Source organism: Pseudomonas viridiflava (assembly GCF_900602065.1).
Classification (GTDB): domain Bacteria; phylum Pseudomonadota; class Gammaproteobacteria; order Pseudomonadales; family Pseudomonadaceae; genus Aquipseudomonas.
Genome location: NZ_UWFN01000116.1, coordinates 259,310 through 277,202 on the forward strand (window position 1 = coordinate 259,310; position 17,893 = coordinate 277,202).

Here is a 17,893-nt window from a genome sequence, read left to right on the forward strand (position 1 = left end):
TATTCCTTACGATTGAGGGAGATCCGGGAACCGGCTCGCGATCGCGGCCTGTCGTTCCTCTTTGGTGCCGCCGATTTTTCCTTTTGCGGCCCCGCCGCCACCTCCAGCGCCAGCAGCCCCGCCGCCAGATGCCTTACTACCCGCGATCAACGGCGCGAAGGCCGTGTCGTTTGCGAATTCTGCTTTCAGCTCATCCAGCGTTGCCGCTGAGAGCTTTCCCGCCTGATCTAGCACGACCACGACAGGCTTGCCGTCCCGCTGCTCGACGCTCAAACGGCGCTCAATGTGCGGCAGGAGGGCTTTAGCGCTGCCTGGAATTGCCAGAGCAGATGCGATATCAGTAGCGGTACGACCTACAGTCAGATCCCGGATCTGAGTGCTCAGCGTCCCGCGCTCCTGCTCCAGCATGCCGTTCAGCTCAGCTTCTCGGCGGTTGTACTTGTCAGACCAGGACTTTTCGAGCTCTTCGACGTTGCCGGACTTGCGGGCAGCTTCTTCACGCTCCAGTCGGGCCTGCTCTTCGGCGTCCTTGCGAGCCTTCTCAGCGGCTTTCTTCTCGCCGAGCAGCTCTTCCACCTTCGACTTCAGACCGGATACATCTTCTGGTTGCGGCAGGCCTTCAATACCGAGGACAAACTTGCCTTCCTTCTCGGTGTAGAGCGATTTAACGGAGTCATCGAGACCGTCAAGTGTGTCCAGCTGATATTTCAAACCCATTTGCTTGTCTCCCAGAGACGTGTGCAGGCCCTGCCTGCGGACATAAAAAAACCCGCCGAAGCGGGTTTCATGGAGTGAGTGAGCTAGTAATCGAACACTGTTAAATAAGTGACCTGATCCTCGTTATATGCCGGGGCCCAGCCCTGTGCATCGGCTTCGGCAATTGCATTCCAGATTGGAGTGGACTCGACGACTGCTTCGTAGTTAAGAGTTTCTAGTGAGTAGATCTTGCTCATGAACACAGGATCTAGCTGCGGGTTTGTATCTAACCAAGCTACGAAGCGGTCGCGGTGAGCCTTAACTGACGCCCGGATAGACGGCGATCCCGTCAGCTGTTGGACGTATCGCAAAGCATCGCCCTTATTAATCAAGCCTTGGTGAGCCGCCTGATCAATCTTCTCAGAAACCCCTTTCTCCATAACTGCTCTAATCATCTGGTCGTCGTATTCGCACATAACGCTGATCAGATTTTCTCGCAACAGGATCCTATCCCCGATAGGCAGACTGCCGAACATAGTTTCTATCGCCCCTAGTAAATACCGGCGATGTTATCCAAAACCATCCAGACCCGCATTCTCAAAAGCCAAAGGCTCTAGTGTTTTCATCTGGGTAAGAGTCAGCGGCTTGAAGTTGCGATCAAGCTGCAACTCTGTGAAACGCTTCACGCTCAGCCCGCCATTGCGAAACAGTGCGCCACGAGCTTTGCCGATCGCCTGATCCTGAAAGCTCGCTGGCTGCTGCTGAAGCCAGTGGTAGTAATCGAGGTCAGCGCTTACTTGCCCGTTTTGTGATGCCCGGGTTGCGCCCTTCGAGAACATCTCACTGAATCTGGTGACCATCACAAACGTGGTCCGGCAGTTCGGGTGAAACGGGGGCCGAGGCCCCGAATCGACAGGAAACCGGCGCTTATCCAAGCTGCGACAAATAATGCTGGTCTTGCTGTCCAGGGTGGCAACCAGTTCGATCTGCTGCACAACATCACTGTTGGTCTTGGCCGTCTCCATCCGCGCCTGGCTGGCAATGTGCTGGATGGCGGTTCGTACCACTGTCGATGCATTGCGGTCAGTCGTAGCCAGAATGCCGTCGGCGTAATTCAGCGCCTTCGTGCCGCGAATCTTCTGGATGATCTGGAAGTTTGTTTGCCCCTCGAAGAAGCCCTGCCTGATAGCGCCAGTGATGCGCGTGCGCTCGGCCGTCGTCCAGTCCTTGATGAAGGGTTTGAGCAGCTTTCCGCCATCCGTCCCGCGAACGCTCAACGGGTTGCTCAGCACTGCGGTACGAATTGCGGTAGCTGCTGGCAAAGCAGCCTCGAAGCTAACGCCGACCGGTGCCGCCTTGGTCAGGCTGGCAGCCTCGAACTGCGCCTCATATGTAGCCAGATCGATCAGATCTAGGGTGAGCTGGTCAGTGAAGCGGGTGAAAATGCCAAGCAACAGGCTATCCGCCTCATCGAGCAGGCTCTCCAGACGCTTACGCGTGAAGCTGGTCAAGTCGGACTTAGTAAGGCGCTCACGCAGCGACCGGTCGATCTCCTTGAGGAAGGGGGTGAACTTCTTCACCTCCCCTGCTTTCAGCCGCTCCAGAAAGACAGCATGCCGAATGGTGGCATCAAGTAGCGCTTGGTTGGCCGCCATCTGGATCATCCTCGTCGTCGAGGCCTAAGCCCGCTGTGCTCGCCTCAAGTTCGCCGCGAATCTCGTCGTCGGTCTTCTCGGGATCGATAACTCCACGGTCGCGCAGGTATTGCCAGAAGTCCGAATCCGGTAGCCTGCCTCCCTGCACTGCATTGAACAACTGCGCCATGATGTTTGCGTCCAAGCTGACTTGGCTGAAATCTTGGTTGAGTTTGTAGACCGGCTCACCAGCGACGCCAATGAACGCTGTCATCCATATCAGGCACTGGCAGTAAGCCTCGCTGACGTTGCTGACAATCAGAGAAAGCACGCTGTGCTCGGCGGCGCTGTCGTTATCGGCCTGAGTAGCAGTCTTCACCGCGCTACCGCGCTCAATCAGGCGAGCGCCAAGCGAAACCATGTCGTCCTTCTTGGCGTCCATGGCCTCTTTTACAAGCGTATTCGGCTCAGGCTGAGCAAACCCGCAGGATCCGTTAGCCGGAAGCGTCAGCGGCGCCCTGGAGCCGACATAAATACCGTTTTCTTCAAGGTGATCGCGCCAAGCCTCGTCCAGCCCTGCAATCCAGAACTGTGGCTGACCTGAGAACCACACTGAGTCCTCGTAGTCCGCACTGTTGCAGTAATGGCCGATGTTCAGCACGGCCATGTCGTAAAGAGGGGAGTCATCGATACTGGTGTCGTTGTTCTCGCTGCCGAGAAACTGAAATGGGATCACCTTCCAAGGCTGGCCAGCGCCGTCCAGTGGAGTAAAGGGCGGGATGATCATCTCTGTAGCGCTCGATCCCTCCTGCCAAACCTCTTGGGTGTAAACACCGGAGTCATCAAGGCGAAGCACCCGATATTGCACAACCTTTTCGCTGCCGAAGCCGTCATTTGTATCGATGTCCACCGACTCCTGCAGAACTACCAAACTCAGCAAATGCTGACCGCCGACCTTGCGGGTTTTCCAGTTCCGAATCGATTCGGCCGGGTAACTTGCGATGCTCGCTCTGGCGCGACCCGCCTGCTCGTCTGCCTTGCTCACTGAGCCAGCCTTGACGGCGGCGTAGTCCACCAGCAACCCATGGCGACCGACTTCGAGCAGATGCCCGATGACCGATTGCGACTGCTGGTAGATGCTGACGCCCTGCCCGTCGACGTCCTTCGACACATAATCCAGTGCGCCGGGAGCGGTCAGAGTCGGCCAGGTGCGAAATACAGCACCCACCAGACTATTCTTGGTTCTCCCGGTCGCGTTGTAGAAGACAGCACGCTGCTTGTAGCTCTTGTAGCGAGCGATGTTCTCTTTGCTAGTGTCGTGCTCGTTGGGCTTCGGCAGATAGACATCACCTCGGCCTTTTACAGTTTCGGAACCTTTGCATACGTCTCGCACCAGCCGCCAACGGGACTGTGCCGCGTCGTACTCCGGGCGGGTGTAGGTGACGTCTGCCATTAGCGTGCGAATCCCATCTTGATTGATTTGACCGGCTTCTTTGCGCTCTTGGCGACAGCGAAGTACCGGAATGCATCTGCAGCGTGGGATGACCAGTCATGGAGAGGCTTGTCTTTCCAGCAGCCCTTCTTGTCGTCCCATTCCTTGCGGTAATTTTCGAGACAGGTGATGCCCTCTTCGCACTTGGACTCGTCGAAGGCGCAGCGACCGAGAATCTCGCGAGCCTGCTCAATCCCTTCGTCAATGCCCACTTTCGGCACAACCTGGAATGTCATGCGGTACATCTGGCCGTCAATCTCATAGCCTTCGCGGGCAATGTCCTTGCGAGTCTTGCCATCGCTGCCGAACTCGCGGTTCTCAATGTCGTGCGGCCCCCAGTGCTCGCCGTAGGTGTAACCACGATCCTTGAGCACCTTCATGTAATGCCGCAGGCCTTCGCCGCTGTTCTGGTAAAAATCGATGACGTGGTATTCCTCACCTACCATCCGGACAAACCAGATGGATGTTGAGTCGCCCACGCCGATATCCCAGAACGTGTGTACTGGCTGGTGACTGTTGTCAGGCAGCACGCCTATACGCTGGGATGTGTAGAGTTTGGTGAATTGCTTGGCGTAATAAGCACCTTCGACCGACTGCTGGAACGCTTCGGCCGGTATCGACGGGTACTCCCGCTTCATATCGTCGCCGAGTGTCTTCTCTTTGGCCGAATACCAGGCTCTTTGCCCTGGGTTCGCGACTATCCCGTGCTTGGCCTGCAGTTCGTTGAAGTAATCGCTCAGCCGCTGCGGGATAACGACGTCGGCAGGATCGAGCCAATACAGGCCGTTACGCCACCAACTGAAAAAGAAGAACTTCCAGTCCAACTTGCCCAGCGGAACACCAGATAGCTGCTGTTTCTCTGCGCTCTGCGAATAATCGAAGAAGTAGCCCGCCCGGCCCTCGGCCGTCGATTCGATGGTAACGAAGCAGTCGGCGGCAACAGCCTCGAATGCCCCGGTGACGATCTCTCTGGCTTTGTGGGGAAACTTGGCGCAGATCTTCCCGAACTCGGATACGTGCAGATACCGTAGAGTCCCGCCCCGGAAGGATGTGGACACGTAGAGCGATCCGCCCTTGCTGAACACAAGCTCACCAGCAGCATCGTTAGAAGCAGGGTTGGCAGCGCGTATCTCAGCGGGAAGGTTGTCGTACGCATACTTCACCTTCTCTCGGAACAGTCGCTTGGCGTCATTCAGGGTGTGAGCAATCAGCGCGCACTTGGCTGACTCAAACAACGCGGCATCCAACTGCACGATGCAGACCAGCGTCGTGAAGCCAAGCTGCCGAGCCTTGAGGATGATGTTGCGGGTGTGCATCCCTTGGAAGTAATCAATCTGCTCCTGCGTCATCCGGAAGCGGACTTTCTTCCCACCCTTGTCGGTGATGAAGTACAGGTTGTTCAACCGCCAGAATCGATCCCGGAGCAGCTTCAAGTGCTCGGGCTTCATATCAGGCGTCCTTCGATAGCTCGTCCATCAGTTTCGATAATTCGTCGGCGTCGTTTCCGCCAGCTTTGGTGTCGAGGTCGTAGGCCTGGCGCTCAAGAGCAACCAGAGTCTTCAGCGTCTCGGCCAGCTCTCTCATGGTCTTGGTCCGAGATGGAAGAGCGCCCATCTTGTTGGCCAGGGCGAGAATGTCGGACATCGCCTCACCGTCGTCGTGGTCGCCATCCTTGAGCTGAGCAATCAACTCTTTGATGGTGCCCTGCTCATCAGTCAAGGCCTCAAGCTCATCCAGCAGCTTGTTCGTCATTCTCCGACCGCGGGAGATGTCCCCCCGATGAGCCATGCGGATGTTCGCAATGACCTCGGCGTTGAGCTCGATTATCTCTCGCTCGGTTTCCACTGATTTGCTGGCAACCTGAGTGGCAACCTCTCGCTTGGCAACCAGCGAATCAGCCTTAGCCTTGATCTTTGCCTTGAGGTCGCGCTCCCAGCTATTGGCCTTTGCCCGCTTCTGGATAGCGGTGTGAGAGACACCACAGGATGCAGCGATCTCTCGTACAGAAAGCAATCCGGCCCGGTAGGCGCGTTCGATTGCCTCCCAGTCGGGTTGCTTGGTTGTCATGGCGAAATCTCAGGAAACGAAGGTGGTATTGAAATAGTGGCTGGTTGCCGGTATTGGTGAGGATCAATCAGTGCGAGGAGAGCAGCATGTCGGAAGTAGGTAAGCTTGTATTAGCGGCAGGGAAAAAGACCTCGGGCGAAGACGTCTATCGGCTACACGCTGTTGCGGCCGCTCTTGAAGTTATCGCAGCGAGGGCTTCAAGCAGCACTCCGATCGATTTAGGCTCTGAGTTTTCAAGCTTGTCCAGGTATGCGGACCAGATCCAAGCTGCCTTGGTAACAACTGCCAAGTGATCCACCCGTGCCGCACTAACCCTGCGGCACACCTGAAGAGGGGTTACACCATGCCTAAGTATCAAGTCATGCCGCCACAGCAGAAAACTCCGGTTAAGGGTTTCATCGTGAAGGATGAGGACTACAGACCAGCCTATGAAACCATCCACTTCTATATCGTTGACGCTGTTACCGGCGAGCACACTGGTGACCATTTCGAAACAGAGCCGGAAGCGGTCGCGCGTGCAGCAGAGCTAAACAACCTAGCCCACTAGTCACACCGCAACTCAATAATCAACTCGCGCCACGAAATTGAGCCATCTCAAATCGTGGCGCTAGGGGCTAACCCGCTCTACCGCCTTATTGACCTTGTCGGCTGCCTGGCTTGCGGTATCGGCTGCCTGTACCGCATTAGCAGATGCCGCCTCGACCTTGCCCGCAGCCTCTGTCGTCTTATCGGCCAACTTGCTCAGCCGCATATCACGCTGGGCTGTTGCCTCGTCGTAGCCCTGGCGAACCTCGGCGACTCGCTGCACGTACCAGTCACCGAGCTTCCACTGGGCAACCTGAAAGCCCATCGAGGCAGAACCGGCAGCGAGTAGGATTGCAATGACCCAGATCTCGATCCGACGCCACCAGCGGCGGGCGATGAATTCCATTGAGCATCTGTCCATCAGTTGTTACCTCCAAGCTGAGTGCGCAGACGGGAGATCTCTTGGCTCTGCGACGTGACCTTGTCGGTGAGCTGAGATACCTGGCTTGTGAGGGCATCGATACGCCCTTCCATCCGCCCTACTGCTGCAGCGAGCTCGTTACGCTCTTTGGCGAATTGGTCAGCGCGCGCCTCAGCCTCTTTACGGGCCACACGCTCGGAATCGAGCAACTCATTCAGTCGGCGGACAGTGCCGATATCGGCGTTATCCATCGCCCGATCCGCTGCGTCCCGAGAGAGGAACTTGCGTAGCCACAGGAAGCCAGCAAGCAATACGGTGCCAGTACCGCCCAGCCAGGTAGCTGTGCCTGGGCCGAGGTCGGTAGGATCCATCATTACCTCAAAATAAAAGGACCACGGGGATGCGGCCAAGGGAGCGACAGGGTCGAAAGAGGCCCTCGCTGAACGTGACGATCAGAGGTTCCGAGGGAAGTTGAATCAGATACGGCAGCGCTCCCAGCTTGGAGCAATTGGTAAGTAAGCGGAAACGAAAAAGCCCAGGTTTGTGCCTGGGCTTGAGTACGGTGAATCGAATGTCTTGGCCGCGTTATGCGCCGCCGTTTTTGCGACCTGTCTGAGCATCCTGATCCGACCCGGGGTTGCCCGGTGGCGGATTCCAGTCTTCCGGCTTCTCGCCTGTACCCTGTTTCGGCTCGGAGGACGTTTGATCCAGGCCAGAGTCGTGGTCGGCGCCGGTATCAACACCTTTCTCATCTGGACCTGGATAAGCGGCTCCTGGCCCGTTGTTCTCAATCGCCATCATGATTCTCCGAATAGGGCGCAGGTGGTCTGCGCATACAATTGGGAGAGCCTTACCGGCGGCTAAGTGCCGAGCGCCCGACGGGCGGAGATCGGAAACAAAAAAGCCCAGGGCATTGGCCGGGCTTATCACAAAAAAAACGCTAATCAGCTAACCCTGAAACGCGGCAGGTCCGCGTAACAGCCAATACAAAACGCTTGCTGCTGAAGTCAGAGAAAGAACAAGTGCAGCGAAGCCGGCCGACGAGTTCAGGGCGTATGTCGCGCTCACCAAAGCTGTGAGACATGCTGACAGCAACAACGGCGAATAGCACAGCAGCCGCAGCACCACTTTCTTACCGCTACCAAGTGTCGACTGACGCTCCAGTAGCTTGCCAAGCCCAGCAACGCACAGTGAAAAAGTACCAACCGCCATCAGCATGACGAAATACATTACAACTGGCGGGAGCCCGTAAATATTTGAAGCGTCCGCCGGATTATCTCTGAACCCATGAACGGAATAGCCCAGTGCGGCAAGTGACACGGGAAATAAGATAAATACAAGATTTCTGGCTAGCGCTGACATTCCTGAGTCCATGCTCGGTGGTTGAACTCGACACGGTAGCACGCAACGCTAGGGCCCCCGAATCACGAAGGGGCATATGATATTTAATGACACAAAAAAACCCACTCAAATGGCGGGTTTCTTGGAGCAAGTTGCCGTAGGCAAAATACTCAATGTGGCGAAATGATGCCCTCAGCCGTGCGGGAAGTCAACTGATAGATACGCGCTGATATTGATATGGACGAAACGGGACATCAGGCCGCCGCTTTCATCTGATAAATCACCGCTCCGACCGGACTAAGCGCCATTCGATCAAGGTCCTCACAGCACTCAAACGAAAGAGCAATAATCGGTTCCCAGTCCCTAGCCCAGGCACATGATTCAATCCTGCATCCATACTCGGCCCACAGCCAGCTTCGAAACTTTTCGGCACTGGCCAGCGGATCGTCATTAGCCGACTGACCGCCCTGATGCATGTACTGATACCGGCGCATCACCCCTTTAACCACAAACTCCAGCTTTTCCCGCTTTGCTGCCGTCATGCGCTTGGACTTCGACACGACCATGCCGAATACCACCTCCTCGGCAGCCTCACGGATGTTGTCGTCACGGTTTGCGGCGTACATGTACTCACCGAATACACGTACTTGCGGGTGAAGCTTGGCGATCGCCGACTGGATGTGACCGGCCAAAGCACTGTGCATCGCGTGATTTGCCGTGGGGCCGCGCTCCGTTGCCTGTACCACCACGCCCAACTGAACGACGTCCGAGGACTGACCAGGTGCAGGGTTATAGGTGCAGTCATGCCACGCCTGACGTGCTGAGTTGATATTCATGCTGCCTGCCCCTTCTTGAGTTCTCTGGTCAGTGCCCGGTACATGGCCGTAAGGGCCTTCAATTCTTCGACGGTGTATTTCTGGGGCTCATGAGGCCCTTCCAGCCAATCCACTTTCTCGGCTCCGATGCGCAGCACCAGGTTGATCCGGTATTCCACGATGTTCCCGGACTTGTGCTGATTGCACGGCACGCACTGCTTGTGGCAATTCAGCGGCTCGAAGCGCAGCGCGGGGTTACTCCCCACTGTCCGGTAATGCCCAGCGTCGTACTTACCCTGGTGATGACGACCGCAGCTGATGCAGGGCAGCAATGCGTCACGCTCGCGAACCCAAGCGTTGAAAGCCTGCTGAGTGTCCTTGAGGTGATCCGCCCTGCTCTTCAGCTTCTCCTTGCGAACTTTGATCTCCGCGCGCTGGACGTCGGCAAGAGCCTTTCGAGCCTTTGGCGCGTGTCTCGGTGCGTCGATCATTGCGCAGGCTGGACTGCACACCGCTTGGCCGAGCCTCTGCGGGACGAATGAGGCCCCGCAATCAACAACACGGCATTTCTTGGGTTTGCGCTCTTTGATGGCGAGTCTCATGCCGCCACCTCACCCAGCAGATCCGAGAACACAACGCCGTGACGGGTGAAGTACGCGACGATCCGGTCGGTGTAAGCGATGCCCTGAGCGCGATTGAACAGGCTGGTCACCGGAAACCCATCAGGCCCGAACAAATGGCAGCCGCCCATCATGTCCAACTTCGCTTCGTAGGACAGATGACGCATTACCCGATACCAGTCAGCCTGAAACCCGGCGTCCTCGTTCAGCAGGATCTGCACGCCAATGTGCAGCTTGCAGTACTTGCGCGCCTCGGCGGGGTCGCCGATCTGGGTCATCTCGGAGATGCGCTTGTACATCGCGAACCAGAGTGCGTTTTGATCCAGGGTGCGGTCCTTGCCCGGGCGCAGTGACACGACCACGAAGCGCTTGTCGCGGTACATTGTGGTCAGGCTTGTGATGGCCTCGGTGAGCTTGGCCTGGCAGTTGACGCTGATTTTTTCAGTCATCGCGCAGCCCTCTTCAATTCCAAATCCTCGGCCTGCTGCTGCAGCAATGCGAGACGGTCAGCCAAATCATTGGCGGCTTGAATCTTCAGCTCGGTGCGTCTTTCTTCGCTGGCCCGGCTCATCTCAACCATGCTGTCCTTCACTGCCTTGAGCTTTTCCCGGACGTTCGCGCTGGGCCGTGTCACCTGCCCAGTGAGAAGCCCTGCGATGGCTTGGCCGTCTTGGCTGATTGGTACGACGTTGAGGTCAGCCAGATACAACTGCCCGCGCTCCTGAGGAATGCGCTGCATCTGCACGGCCTTGGTGATGGCCTGAACACGACGATTGGCGTCAAAGCCAATAGAGGCGTGCCAGTTCACGGCCTTGTGATCCTCGCGGGCCTGACTGACCAGACGTTCGTAAGCGCTGATGAACGCCATACGCGCGCCGATCTTGTCACCTGCATCGAGCACAGGTTTGGCGGCAGCCAAGGCGAGCTGGATCTCGTCAGTGAGCACCACCGTTTCGAATTCGTCGTTGGTGGTCATGGCGATCGCCCATGCCTCGTCCTTGCCCGGGCGGCCATCCTCAGCTTCGATGCGTTGCAGCACAGCAGCCAGGGTGAAGCGGCCGGTCAGTTCGCGGCGGCACGACTGAAGTGCTTTGCGGATGTCGCCGGGCGGATACACAGACAGGTCTTCGGCCATCAGTTCAGCAGCAGTCGCGCTGATCGTTTGCCCGAGAGTTTCGGCAGTGGCGCAGATCGCACCGGCCAGTTCTGCAACCTTGTCAGAGGAAAGCATTGCGCGGCCCTCCCTCACGAATCTTGCGGCCAGCTTCCTGTGCCGCATTCATGTTGGCTTGTGTGTCTTCCTGCTGACGCGCTGTCCTGCCGTTCATTTGGGTCTGCGTAACCCACTGGGTGTGGTAGCCCTCAGCGTTGGCCAGCAGTTCGTTGAGGCTGTGGCATTTGCGGATCAGTTGGGCGTCGTTGATGCCTAGGTAGTACGCAGCCACGCTGTGAGCCACGTCGATCCCGAGGCGTCCGATGAGCAAGCCGACCTGCCCTCCCACCTTCGCATTCCAGACCGGCCACGCCTTGTAGCGTTTGCGGTAGGACATGGCGTAGTTCGCCCAAGTCTTGAAGGTTTTGCAGGACTGATCTTTGGGGCCGGGCATATCGGCGGGGATTTCAACTCGGGGCGCTTCGATGCCGCCAACCAGCACCAAGCCGCTGGACCGGTTCGGCTTGTCCGAGCCGTCCTGCAAATCCTGATTACTGGTTACCGGATTGGTACCCTGATTATTGGTATCCTGATTTGTCGGAAATTTTTCCGACCTTGGCTCGGATTTTTTTCCGACCTTGCTCGGAGATTTATCCGAGGTAGATCGGATTTTTTTCCGACCATCAATCGCATCTGAGGTCGGATATTTTTCCGACCCATCCAGTTTACGATTCCACTCTTTCGCCTTCTCAGTGAGACGAATCAAAGTGATGCTCGACGTGCTGGAAAGCTCAATCAAGCCCGCGTCTCGCAGGGCTTTCAGAAGTCGGTAAGCGGTGTCAGGCTTATCAGTCAGCAACGGCAATTCGTCAACGATCTTGCTCTTGCTCAACGCGAAGTAGATCCCGGTACCCGTCTTGATTGGATTGGCCCAACTCGGACACTCGTAGACGAAGGCAAACAGCAGGGCTTGCTGAGCATTCAGCCCCCACTCCAACGCCTTCGCCTGGTTAATCGTGACGGTGTATTGCATGTCAGCCCTTCCCGACCATATTGGCCAATTCAAGGCAGCTCGATGACATCGTGCGCACCACGTTTTCGTGATTCGAAAAATGTGGCGCGGGATTCTTCAGGGCCTGTACATCGGTATTAGAGGTATGCATAATCGGCCTCACAGAGTTGCTACGAATGCAGTTGAAAGAGCCCGGTTGCCGCCGGGCTTTTTTGTGCCTGCAATTCGGGGTTTGCTATTGGGAGCCTTCATCAGTCCCTCCTTTTTCAGGGCCTATTAAGTCCTGCGGCGGGTCACGCCGTGTTGTGGGCAGGTGTCGGATTTTTCCGGCTCCCTTGGGCCTGGTTTTTTCGAAGATCCGCTCTGCTCCAAGCTTTGTGGCGTACTCATCCGGGGTCATACCCGCAGCCTTTGCCAGCCTTTCAAGCTTTTCGTAGAGCTTCCCGTCGATCCCGTGGCAGATCGTGTTTTCGGGCACGTTGGCCTCCTTCAGGGACTTCAGGCCATCTGGTGTTTGTCGGTAACATCCTGCTCAACGATGCTTTCCAGCTTCTCTTCCACGCACATGCGTACGAAGACGGCCAATTGCAGTTTGTGAAGACGCGCCACTGCCTTGAGCGCTTCATAGGTCTCATCGTCGTAGCGGGACTTAATCTCCCGGTCTTTCACGTGGCGCGAATCGTCGTATGCCATCGAAGGCTTCCTTGTGTGGTTGGAATGGGGTTAAGCGGCTGTTAACGGCTGTTTTTCTGGAGGAAAGGCTTCGTCGAGAACGCACTTCGCACCGAGTACGTTCAGTGCGTTCACGATCAAGCGCGCCTCGCTAAGCCCTGGGCTGCGAAGGCCTGACTCGTAATTCGCTAGGCGGGACTGATTCCAGCCGAGCGCCCGGCGCAGCGCTGCCTGAGTTACGCCAGCCCTCTCGCGGATCATTCGGACTTGATTCATGTGGTGCTCCTCCATAATTAAACACAGGATAAAACACGTATCGTGTTATTAGCAATCACAATAAGTGAAAGCCGGGTATTTCAATACGTGATTGAATCCCGCGCATGAACGAATTAGCTAAGCGCATCAAGCGCGCCAGACAGAATGCAGGTATGTCCCAGGCTCAGCTGGCAGACGCCTGTGGGTGGAAATCTCAATCGCGAGTCGGCAACTACGAAGCAGGCAGCCGCGAGCCGTCGTTTGCCGATATCGAAGCAATGTCTAAAGCTTTGGGTGTAGACAAGTCCGAGCTGTTGATTGGCTTGCCGGAGCCTGAGAACAGCCTCGAGGAGCCTAATGGTGTTCCAGGCTCCTCTGCCGATCTGGTTCGGCAAATGCTAGCGAAGCATGGAAAGAATTTGCCTGATGAAACGAGGCAGCGCATCTCTGCTGCTGTAGAAGACACTGCCATGGTTGCTGCGAGCAACGTCATCAATGTCGACTTCTCCAGGCCAGGCCAAGTCGGAGATGAAGTGTGGATCGCGCACTACGATGTCCGCGCAGCTATGGGCGGCGGGCAGATACCGCACGAATACCCCGAAATGCTCCAGGACATTAGGGTCAGCCCCAAGCATCTGCGTGAGATGGGCGTCTCGTTCAAGGAGCATTTCCACCTCAAAATGATCACCGGCTGGGGTCAGTCGATGGCCCCGACGATCAAGGACCGCGATCCTCTACTGGTTGACGTCACGATCCGGGAATTCACGGGAGACGGCATCTACCTCTTCTCCCACGACGAAATGCTTTACGTTAAGCGCCTGCAGAAGAAAGGCAAGGATCGCTTCAAAATGATCTCGGACAACAAACACCATGACCCTGAGGACATTCGGGTCGACGATACCCATATCTTGGCTCGTGTGCTGTATGTGTGGAATGGGCAGCCGGTGTGATATGTCAAGACACGCGGTAGCCAGGCTGGAGTCGGGAGGGAGTAGTGGTGGCAGCGAGGATATTGGCGTTGTCGGCGGATATAGGAAGTATTAGTCCGGCAGGCCTCTCAGACCGCCCTCAAAGGATCTTTGCCACAAGCCAAGCTTGAGGCTATCCTTGACCGAGACACACTGGCAGTTAGCCATATTAACGAACTATCTACGAATAAAAGGCGAGCCCCGCCTCTGACAGGCATCAGCGGGACGTACTGAAGGTACAGCCAACACGGTTTACGCTTTCATCATCCCTGCATCCTTTCGTAGGTTTGGTCGTCTTCAGTGAAGACTTGATATTAGAGGGATCTATGCCAAATGCAATATCCGAACTGCTCGCAATCGGAAAAAAAATTGACTTTGAGGGTGTGAATGAGGCTGAGACTAGGCTCAAACTCATCGACAAGGTCCTTTTTGACGTTCTAGGCTGGACTCATAACGATGTCCAAGTGGAGGAACGGGTCTCCGAGGACGGCAATACCACCTATGCTGACTATGTGGTCCGTACTGCAAGCACTGCTTTCATACTGGAAGCCAAAAAAATAGGCGTGGCATTTAAAACGTTTGCGAAAGACAGACGCCTAAAACTTACCAAAACGAATATTCACGGCGAGTTAGAGGAGGCAGTTTTTCAAGCACGAGATTACTGTCGTAAGTTAGGTGTGCAATTCGCAGTAGTGACTAATGGAAACCAATGGGTTATTTTTCCTGCAAATAGAACCGACCAAGTCACCTTTAACAACTCCTACGCCTTAGTATTTAACTCGCTAGAATCTATTCTAAGCAGCGACTATTCTGAGTTCATGGATTTGTTGTCTCGAAATGCAGTCGTAAACTCCAGCTTGGAAAACCTACTCTTGGGTTACAGCGAAGATCAAGTTGAAGGACGCAGATTAAGAAACTTTTTCCAGAGCCCAAACTCGGAGTCTAGGAACTCTATCTACCCTCTTATTGAAACGGCCATAACTACGTCTTTCTCCGACACCATCATCGAGATGGATCCGGAGCTCTTCGAACGATGCTACGTGAATTCGCCGGAAAAAATAAAATTCGACAGGCGTATAAACATGCATATATCCAAAAGCCAGCACCTATTTAGCTCTCAACCTGTACGTCCAATGCAGCGGAAAGACGCAAATTTTCTGAAAGAGAAAATCCGCAATCTTCAAAGTAAATCTAGGCCACTAGCTATAGTCATCTTGGGTAGCGTCGGGGCCGGAAAAACAACGTTCTTGCACTATACGCGCAACGTCTCTGCAGCGTCTTTTTTTGAGAAGAGCAAAGAAAAGGCATATCCTCACTGGATATCCATAAACTTTTTAAAATATACAAACGACAAGATACCAGTAGACTACATCTACGAATGCATAAAAGAGTACATAATCGAAGATACCTTCTTCTCTGATTACTACAACTGCATTGCTAAAGCATACCTTAAAGAGATAGATGCAATTCGCAAGGGCCCTGCTTTTCTTATCGCACAGAACACCGATAAATTCAACGAGCTTATCACCAGCAAGCTAACTGAAGACTATGAGAATATTAAGCCGTATGTAGACAAACTTCTCAGTTATGCGGCTTCACAAGCACCGATTTTTCTCGTAATTGATAACATCGACCAACTAGATGAAAGACTTCAGTCAAGCATTTTCACTGAGGCAGTAGCGTTTGCCTCAAAGCTAAGTCTCAACTTAGTTATAGCACTTAGAAGTTCTACATATGTAGAACATCGCAATTCGCCCGCATTTAATGCGTTCGATTTTGACCCTATATTAATTGAACCTCCAAAAATCGAGGCCGTACTTTCTAAAAGATTCTTCTTGGCTAACAACTTAATTTCAGGCGAGTCCGGGGACTTTATATCTGAAAACGGAATGAAAGTTCATGTTGCAGATTTGGCGGTACTGATCGAACTGATTCAAAGCTCCGTTCTAGGAACCGACGTTGGCAGCTTGCTAGAGGTATTAGCTTCAGGAGATGTCCGTAATGCATTGCGAATGACACGGGAGTTTATCGAGCATGGATATTCAAACCCTGGAAAAGCATACAGCACCCATAAATCTGGTGGAAAGTACACTCTACCTAAACATGAAGCACTCAGAGCAATATTGTTAGGAAATCAATCAGTTTATAATGAAGCTTTCTCAGCAATTGGCAACCCTTATGATTCACATCTTGAGCGCACCACACTCCAGCTCACACGCCTATTCGTGCTATCGGCTCTCGTGCAGTATTCTTCAGACGCATCTTTCCAGTACCTTGACGGCATCGAAATAAATAAACTCCTTCGGTCCGTAGGAATTGGAGACGAAGTTGCATTGAAGGTCCTAAATGACCTTTGCCGCTTTCGATTTTGCTATACAGGTGGCCACGGCGTTGCAGATTTTAAATCAAGCTATTACCCAAGCCGCTTGGGGGGCTACATAGTCCGAGACCTCATATCTAACTTTATGTTCGTAGAAAACATAATGATGGATACATTTGTAGCGGATGACAAAGTATGGGATCAACTAAACACTCTTGGCAGGCAGATCTCTAATAGCTACAATAGCAGAACCCTACGCGTTTATTATCGCATAGAAAGAGTCAAGGCATTTCACGCATACATGACTGATCTTTATTCAGTTCTTTGCGACGAGGCAATCCGTCGAGCGCTGCCTAAAGAGTGGCACGTTAATGTGCTTAAGGAAGTCTACCCAGCACTAGAGCTGAATATGAGAAACGCTCTTGAGTCTGCCGAGCGGAACTATGGCCCTCTCCCATCAACATTCATTAGGCCAGTTTAACGCCTACCCACACTGACGAAGGTGTGAAGCATTAAGGCAAACATCGTCGGATCGCTACGTCAACTCAAGATATAAAGGCCGCTGCCGCCCCACATTGTGGGGCTTTTCTACGCTTGCTATTTGGCACAGGAGTAAGTCACGTGCGCTTGCGGCTGATGGCAAGGTAGAATCACCCTTCATCTATGGAGGGCTGTGCAGTGCGTGGATTTGGGATTGTGGTACTGATTGTTGGAGTTCTCGGGCTACTGGGAGCCATGAGCATGGATGTGTCTGTAGCTTCAGGACTGGGTCGGGTCAATAACCTCGGCCTGATGTCTGAGCGGCAGAACTTCACGATCGTTGCTGGCTTTATTGCCCTTGGCGGCCTGCTAATGATTCTCATGGGTGGAAAGTCTGCCACAGCAGGCGGCGCGTCTGCAGTTAACGCTGAATCTCGCAACTGCCCGTTTTGCGCAGAGCCGATCAAGAAAGCAGCCGTCAAGTGCAAGCACTGCGGATCTGACGTAGAGCCAACATGGAATTCCGCCTCTGGAATTCCTGTCGCGCTGAATGCCAAAGGCGGATGGACTGTTCGCTATGACTGCGGCAGCGATACCGAAATGGATTCCGTAAAAAACAGGATTGCCGAGATGCCTGGCGTGATCCTTCCCGATGACGGCATGACCGTCGTGTCTGGATTCTTCCGAGACAAAGAAGATGCGAAGGAATTTAGGAATCGCTACAGCATGAAGAACGGCGCAGACGGCGATCTGTATTTTCAGCCCGCACCACTTTTCTAACGTTGCCGCAGTGAGTGAGCCCGCCACCTGAGCGGGCTTTTTGTTGCATTTCAGAAAGGCGCGCCCTCTTCTTCTGTCTCATCCACGAACTCAATTGGGCGATGCTCAATAGGCGCTGGCTCCCACCTCACGGTCACGGCACCGTCATCCTCGAAGGTTAAATCCAGCTCGTCCGTAGATGCTAACACTCCGATCACCTCCTCCCATTCACTATCCCCATCTGTATCCAGACGATGGATCGTCACCCAGCGCTGAATCTGCGCGACTGGGTGGTTGATCATTTCCGAAACCCTCAGGCCGAGCCGCTCTATCCCGGACATCTCAACTCGCTGTGCTGCGCTCGCGCTTCCCATTCCCCCCTCCATATTACTGTACATATATCCAGCTATTTGATGAGGATAGCGAACCCTTCGCCAGAGGTAAACAGGCTGTAAGTCAATTTTGGCGGAATCACACCAACCGTGTTTTCTTTCAAAATAAATCACATTACGTGTTGACGCAATAAACACAATGCGTGATAGTTCACCCATCGCAGTAACACAGCGACAGGGACTGAAAGGCCCCGACCGCTCTTTAACAACCTGATGGACGCCGAGCTGGCCGATGCATAGCCAGCGGACGTACCGCGCAACGGTACGCAGC

The 17,893-nt window shown here is 54.4% G+C and carries 24 protein-coding genes; 5 read left to right on the plus strand and 19 right to left on the minus strand.

Annotated features, from left to right (window positions below; translation table 11 throughout):
- Positions 1 to 6 precede the first annotated feature (6 nt).
- From EE949_RS06430 to EE949_RS06455, 6 genes are all read right to left on the minus strand, one after another.
- Complete coding sequence (locus EE949_RS06430) at positions 7 to 717, minus strand: hypothetical protein (protein WP_122663510.1); 711 nt, start codon at positions 715 to 717, stop codon at positions 7 to 9.
- A gap of 83 nt (positions 718 to 800) precedes the next feature.
- A complete protein-coding gene (locus EE949_RS06435) occupies positions 801 to 1,232 on the minus strand; it encodes a hypothetical protein (protein ID WP_122663511.1) in 432 nt (143 codons plus the stop codon).
- A 33-nt stretch (positions 1,233 to 1,265) separates the two neighbouring features.
- Positions 1,266 to 2,351, minus strand: coding sequence for a minor capsid protein (locus tag EE949_RS06440; RefSeq protein ID WP_122663512.1), 1,086 nt, complete (start codon positions 2,349 to 2,351; stop codon positions 1,266 to 1,268).
- Complete coding sequence (locus tag EE949_RS06445) at positions 2,326 to 3,783, minus strand: DUF4055 domain-containing protein (RefSeq protein ID WP_122663513.1); 1,458 nt, start codon at positions 3,781 to 3,783, stop codon at positions 2,326 to 2,328. The genes EE949_RS06440 and EE949_RS06445 overlap by 26 nt, the downstream gene beginning before the upstream one ends.
- Positions 3,783 to 5,270, minus strand: coding sequence for a terminase (locus EE949_RS06450; protein ID WP_122663514.1), 1,488 nt, complete (start codon positions 5,268 to 5,270; stop codon positions 3,783 to 3,785). Before EE949_RS06450 ends, EE949_RS06445 begins: the two co-directional genes overlap by 1 nt.
- A gap of 1 nt (position 5,271) precedes the next feature.
- The gene (locus EE949_RS06455) at positions 5,272 to 5,889 is read right to left on the minus strand and encodes a hypothetical protein (protein WP_122663515.1); all 618 of its coding nucleotides are present in this window, start codon (positions 5,887 to 5,889) and stop codon (positions 5,272 to 5,274) included.
- Positions 5,890 to 5,975: 86 nt separating this feature from the next.
- On the opposite strand from EE949_RS06455, the gene EE949_RS06460 reads away from it, so the two are divergent.
- Positions 5,976 to 6,182: a hypothetical protein gene (locus tag EE949_RS06460; RefSeq protein WP_122663516.1), complete on the plus strand. Its 207-nt coding sequence runs from the start codon at positions 5,976 to 5,978 to the stop codon at positions 6,180 to 6,182.
- A 50-nt stretch (positions 6,183 to 6,232) separates the two neighbouring features.
- A complete protein-coding gene (locus EE949_RS06465) occupies positions 6,233 to 6,436 on the plus strand; it encodes a hypothetical protein (RefSeq protein WP_122663517.1) in 204 nt (67 codons plus the stop codon).
- A 60-nt stretch (positions 6,437 to 6,496) separates the two neighbouring features.
- On the opposite strand, the gene EE949_RS06470 is transcribed toward EE949_RS06465, so the two are convergent.
- The 12 genes from EE949_RS06470 to EE949_RS06525 form a co-directional block, all read right to left on the minus strand.
- The gene (locus tag EE949_RS06470; protein ID WP_122663518.1) at positions 6,497 to 6,835 is read right to left on the minus strand and encodes a hypothetical protein; all 339 of its coding nucleotides are present in this window, start codon (positions 6,833 to 6,835) and stop codon (positions 6,497 to 6,499) included.
- On the minus strand, positions 6,835 to 7,206 hold the full coding sequence (locus EE949_RS06475) for a chemotaxis protein (protein ID WP_122663519.1): 372 nt from the start codon (positions 7,204 to 7,206) through the stop codon (positions 6,835 to 6,837). Before EE949_RS06475 ends, EE949_RS06470 begins: the two co-directional genes overlap by 1 nt.
- A gap of 214 nt (positions 7,207 to 7,420) precedes the next feature.
- The gene (locus EE949_RS06480; RefSeq protein ID WP_240350343.1) at positions 7,421 to 7,636 is read right to left on the minus strand and encodes a hypothetical protein; all 216 of its coding nucleotides are present in this window, start codon (positions 7,634 to 7,636) and stop codon (positions 7,421 to 7,423) included.
- A 147-nt stretch (positions 7,637 to 7,783) separates the two neighbouring features.
- Positions 7,784 to 8,197 (minus strand): hypothetical protein, encoded by a 414-nt coding sequence (locus EE949_RS06485; protein ID WP_162873804.1) that lies wholly within the window; start codon positions 8,195 to 8,197, stop codon positions 7,784 to 7,786.
- Positions 8,198 to 8,430: 233 nt separating this feature from the next.
- Positions 8,431 to 9,012, minus strand: coding sequence for a hypothetical protein (locus tag EE949_RS06490; RefSeq protein WP_122663522.1), 582 nt, complete (start codon positions 9,010 to 9,012; stop codon positions 8,431 to 8,433).
- The gene (locus EE949_RS06495; protein ID WP_122663523.1) at positions 9,009 to 9,593 is read right to left on the minus strand and encodes a recombination protein NinG; all 585 of its coding nucleotides are present in this window, start codon (positions 9,591 to 9,593) and stop codon (positions 9,009 to 9,011) included. The genes EE949_RS06490 and EE949_RS06495 overlap by 4 nt, the downstream gene beginning before the upstream one ends.
- Complete coding sequence (locus tag EE949_RS06500; RefSeq protein ID WP_122663524.1) at positions 9,590 to 10,060, minus strand: hypothetical protein; 471 nt, start codon at positions 10,058 to 10,060, stop codon at positions 9,590 to 9,592. The genes EE949_RS06495 and EE949_RS06500 overlap by 4 nt, the downstream gene beginning before the upstream one ends.
- Complete coding sequence (locus tag EE949_RS06505) at positions 10,057 to 10,842, minus strand: hypothetical protein (protein ID WP_122663525.1); 786 nt, start codon at positions 10,840 to 10,842, stop codon at positions 10,057 to 10,059. The genes EE949_RS06500 and EE949_RS06505 overlap by 4 nt, the downstream gene beginning before the upstream one ends.
- Complete coding sequence (locus EE949_RS06510) at positions 10,829 to 11,797, minus strand: phage replication protein (RefSeq protein WP_122663526.1); 969 nt, start codon at positions 11,795 to 11,797, stop codon at positions 10,829 to 10,831. Before EE949_RS06510 ends, EE949_RS06505 begins: the two co-directional genes overlap by 14 nt.
- 214 nt (positions 11,798 to 12,011) lie before the next feature.
- Positions 12,012 to 12,254, minus strand: a complete 243-nt coding sequence (locus tag EE949_RS06515) for a hypothetical protein (protein WP_099268875.1) — start codon at positions 12,252 to 12,254, stop codon at positions 12,012 to 12,014.
- Between the two features lie 20 nt (positions 12,255 to 12,274).
- Complete coding sequence (locus tag EE949_RS06520; RefSeq protein ID WP_095093870.1) at positions 12,275 to 12,469, minus strand: hypothetical protein; 195 nt, start codon at positions 12,467 to 12,469, stop codon at positions 12,275 to 12,277.
- 30 nt (positions 12,470 to 12,499) lie between these two features.
- Positions 12,500 to 12,724 carry a helix-turn-helix transcriptional regulator gene (locus EE949_RS06525; protein WP_095093871.1) on the minus strand — a complete coding sequence of 75 codons (225 nt, stop codon included), beginning with the start codon at positions 12,722 to 12,724 and terminating at the stop codon, positions 12,500 to 12,502.
- Between the two features lie 104 nt (positions 12,725 to 12,828).
- Between EE949_RS06525 and EE949_RS06530 the strand changes: the two genes are divergently transcribed.
- The 3 genes from EE949_RS06530 to EE949_RS06540 all read left to right on the plus strand — a co-directional run bounded on the left by EE949_RS06530 (position 12,829) and on the right by EE949_RS06540 (position 17,251).
- Positions 12,829 to 13,653, plus strand: a complete 825-nt coding sequence (locus tag EE949_RS06530) for an XRE family transcriptional regulator (protein WP_122663527.1) — start codon at positions 12,829 to 12,831, stop codon at positions 13,651 to 13,653.
- Positions 13,654 to 13,997: 344 nt separating this feature from the next.
- A complete protein-coding gene (locus EE949_RS06535; protein ID WP_122663528.1) occupies positions 13,998 to 16,472 on the plus strand; it encodes a P-loop NTPase fold protein in 2,475 nt (824 codons plus the stop codon).
- 260 nt (positions 16,473 to 16,732) lie between these two features.
- Positions 16,733 to 17,251 carry a zinc ribbon domain-containing protein gene (locus EE949_RS06540; RefSeq protein WP_240350342.1) on the plus strand — a complete coding sequence of 173 codons (519 nt, stop codon included), beginning with the start codon at positions 16,733 to 16,735 and terminating at the stop codon, positions 17,249 to 17,251.
- A gap of 50 nt (positions 17,252 to 17,301) precedes the next feature.
- Here the strand turns inward: EE949_RS06540 and EE949_RS06545 are convergent, their stop codons facing one another.
- A complete protein-coding gene (locus tag EE949_RS06545; protein ID WP_122663529.1) occupies positions 17,302 to 17,604 on the minus strand; it encodes a DUF1654 domain-containing protein in 303 nt (100 codons plus the stop codon).
- Positions 17,605 to 17,893: the final 289 nt, after the last annotated feature.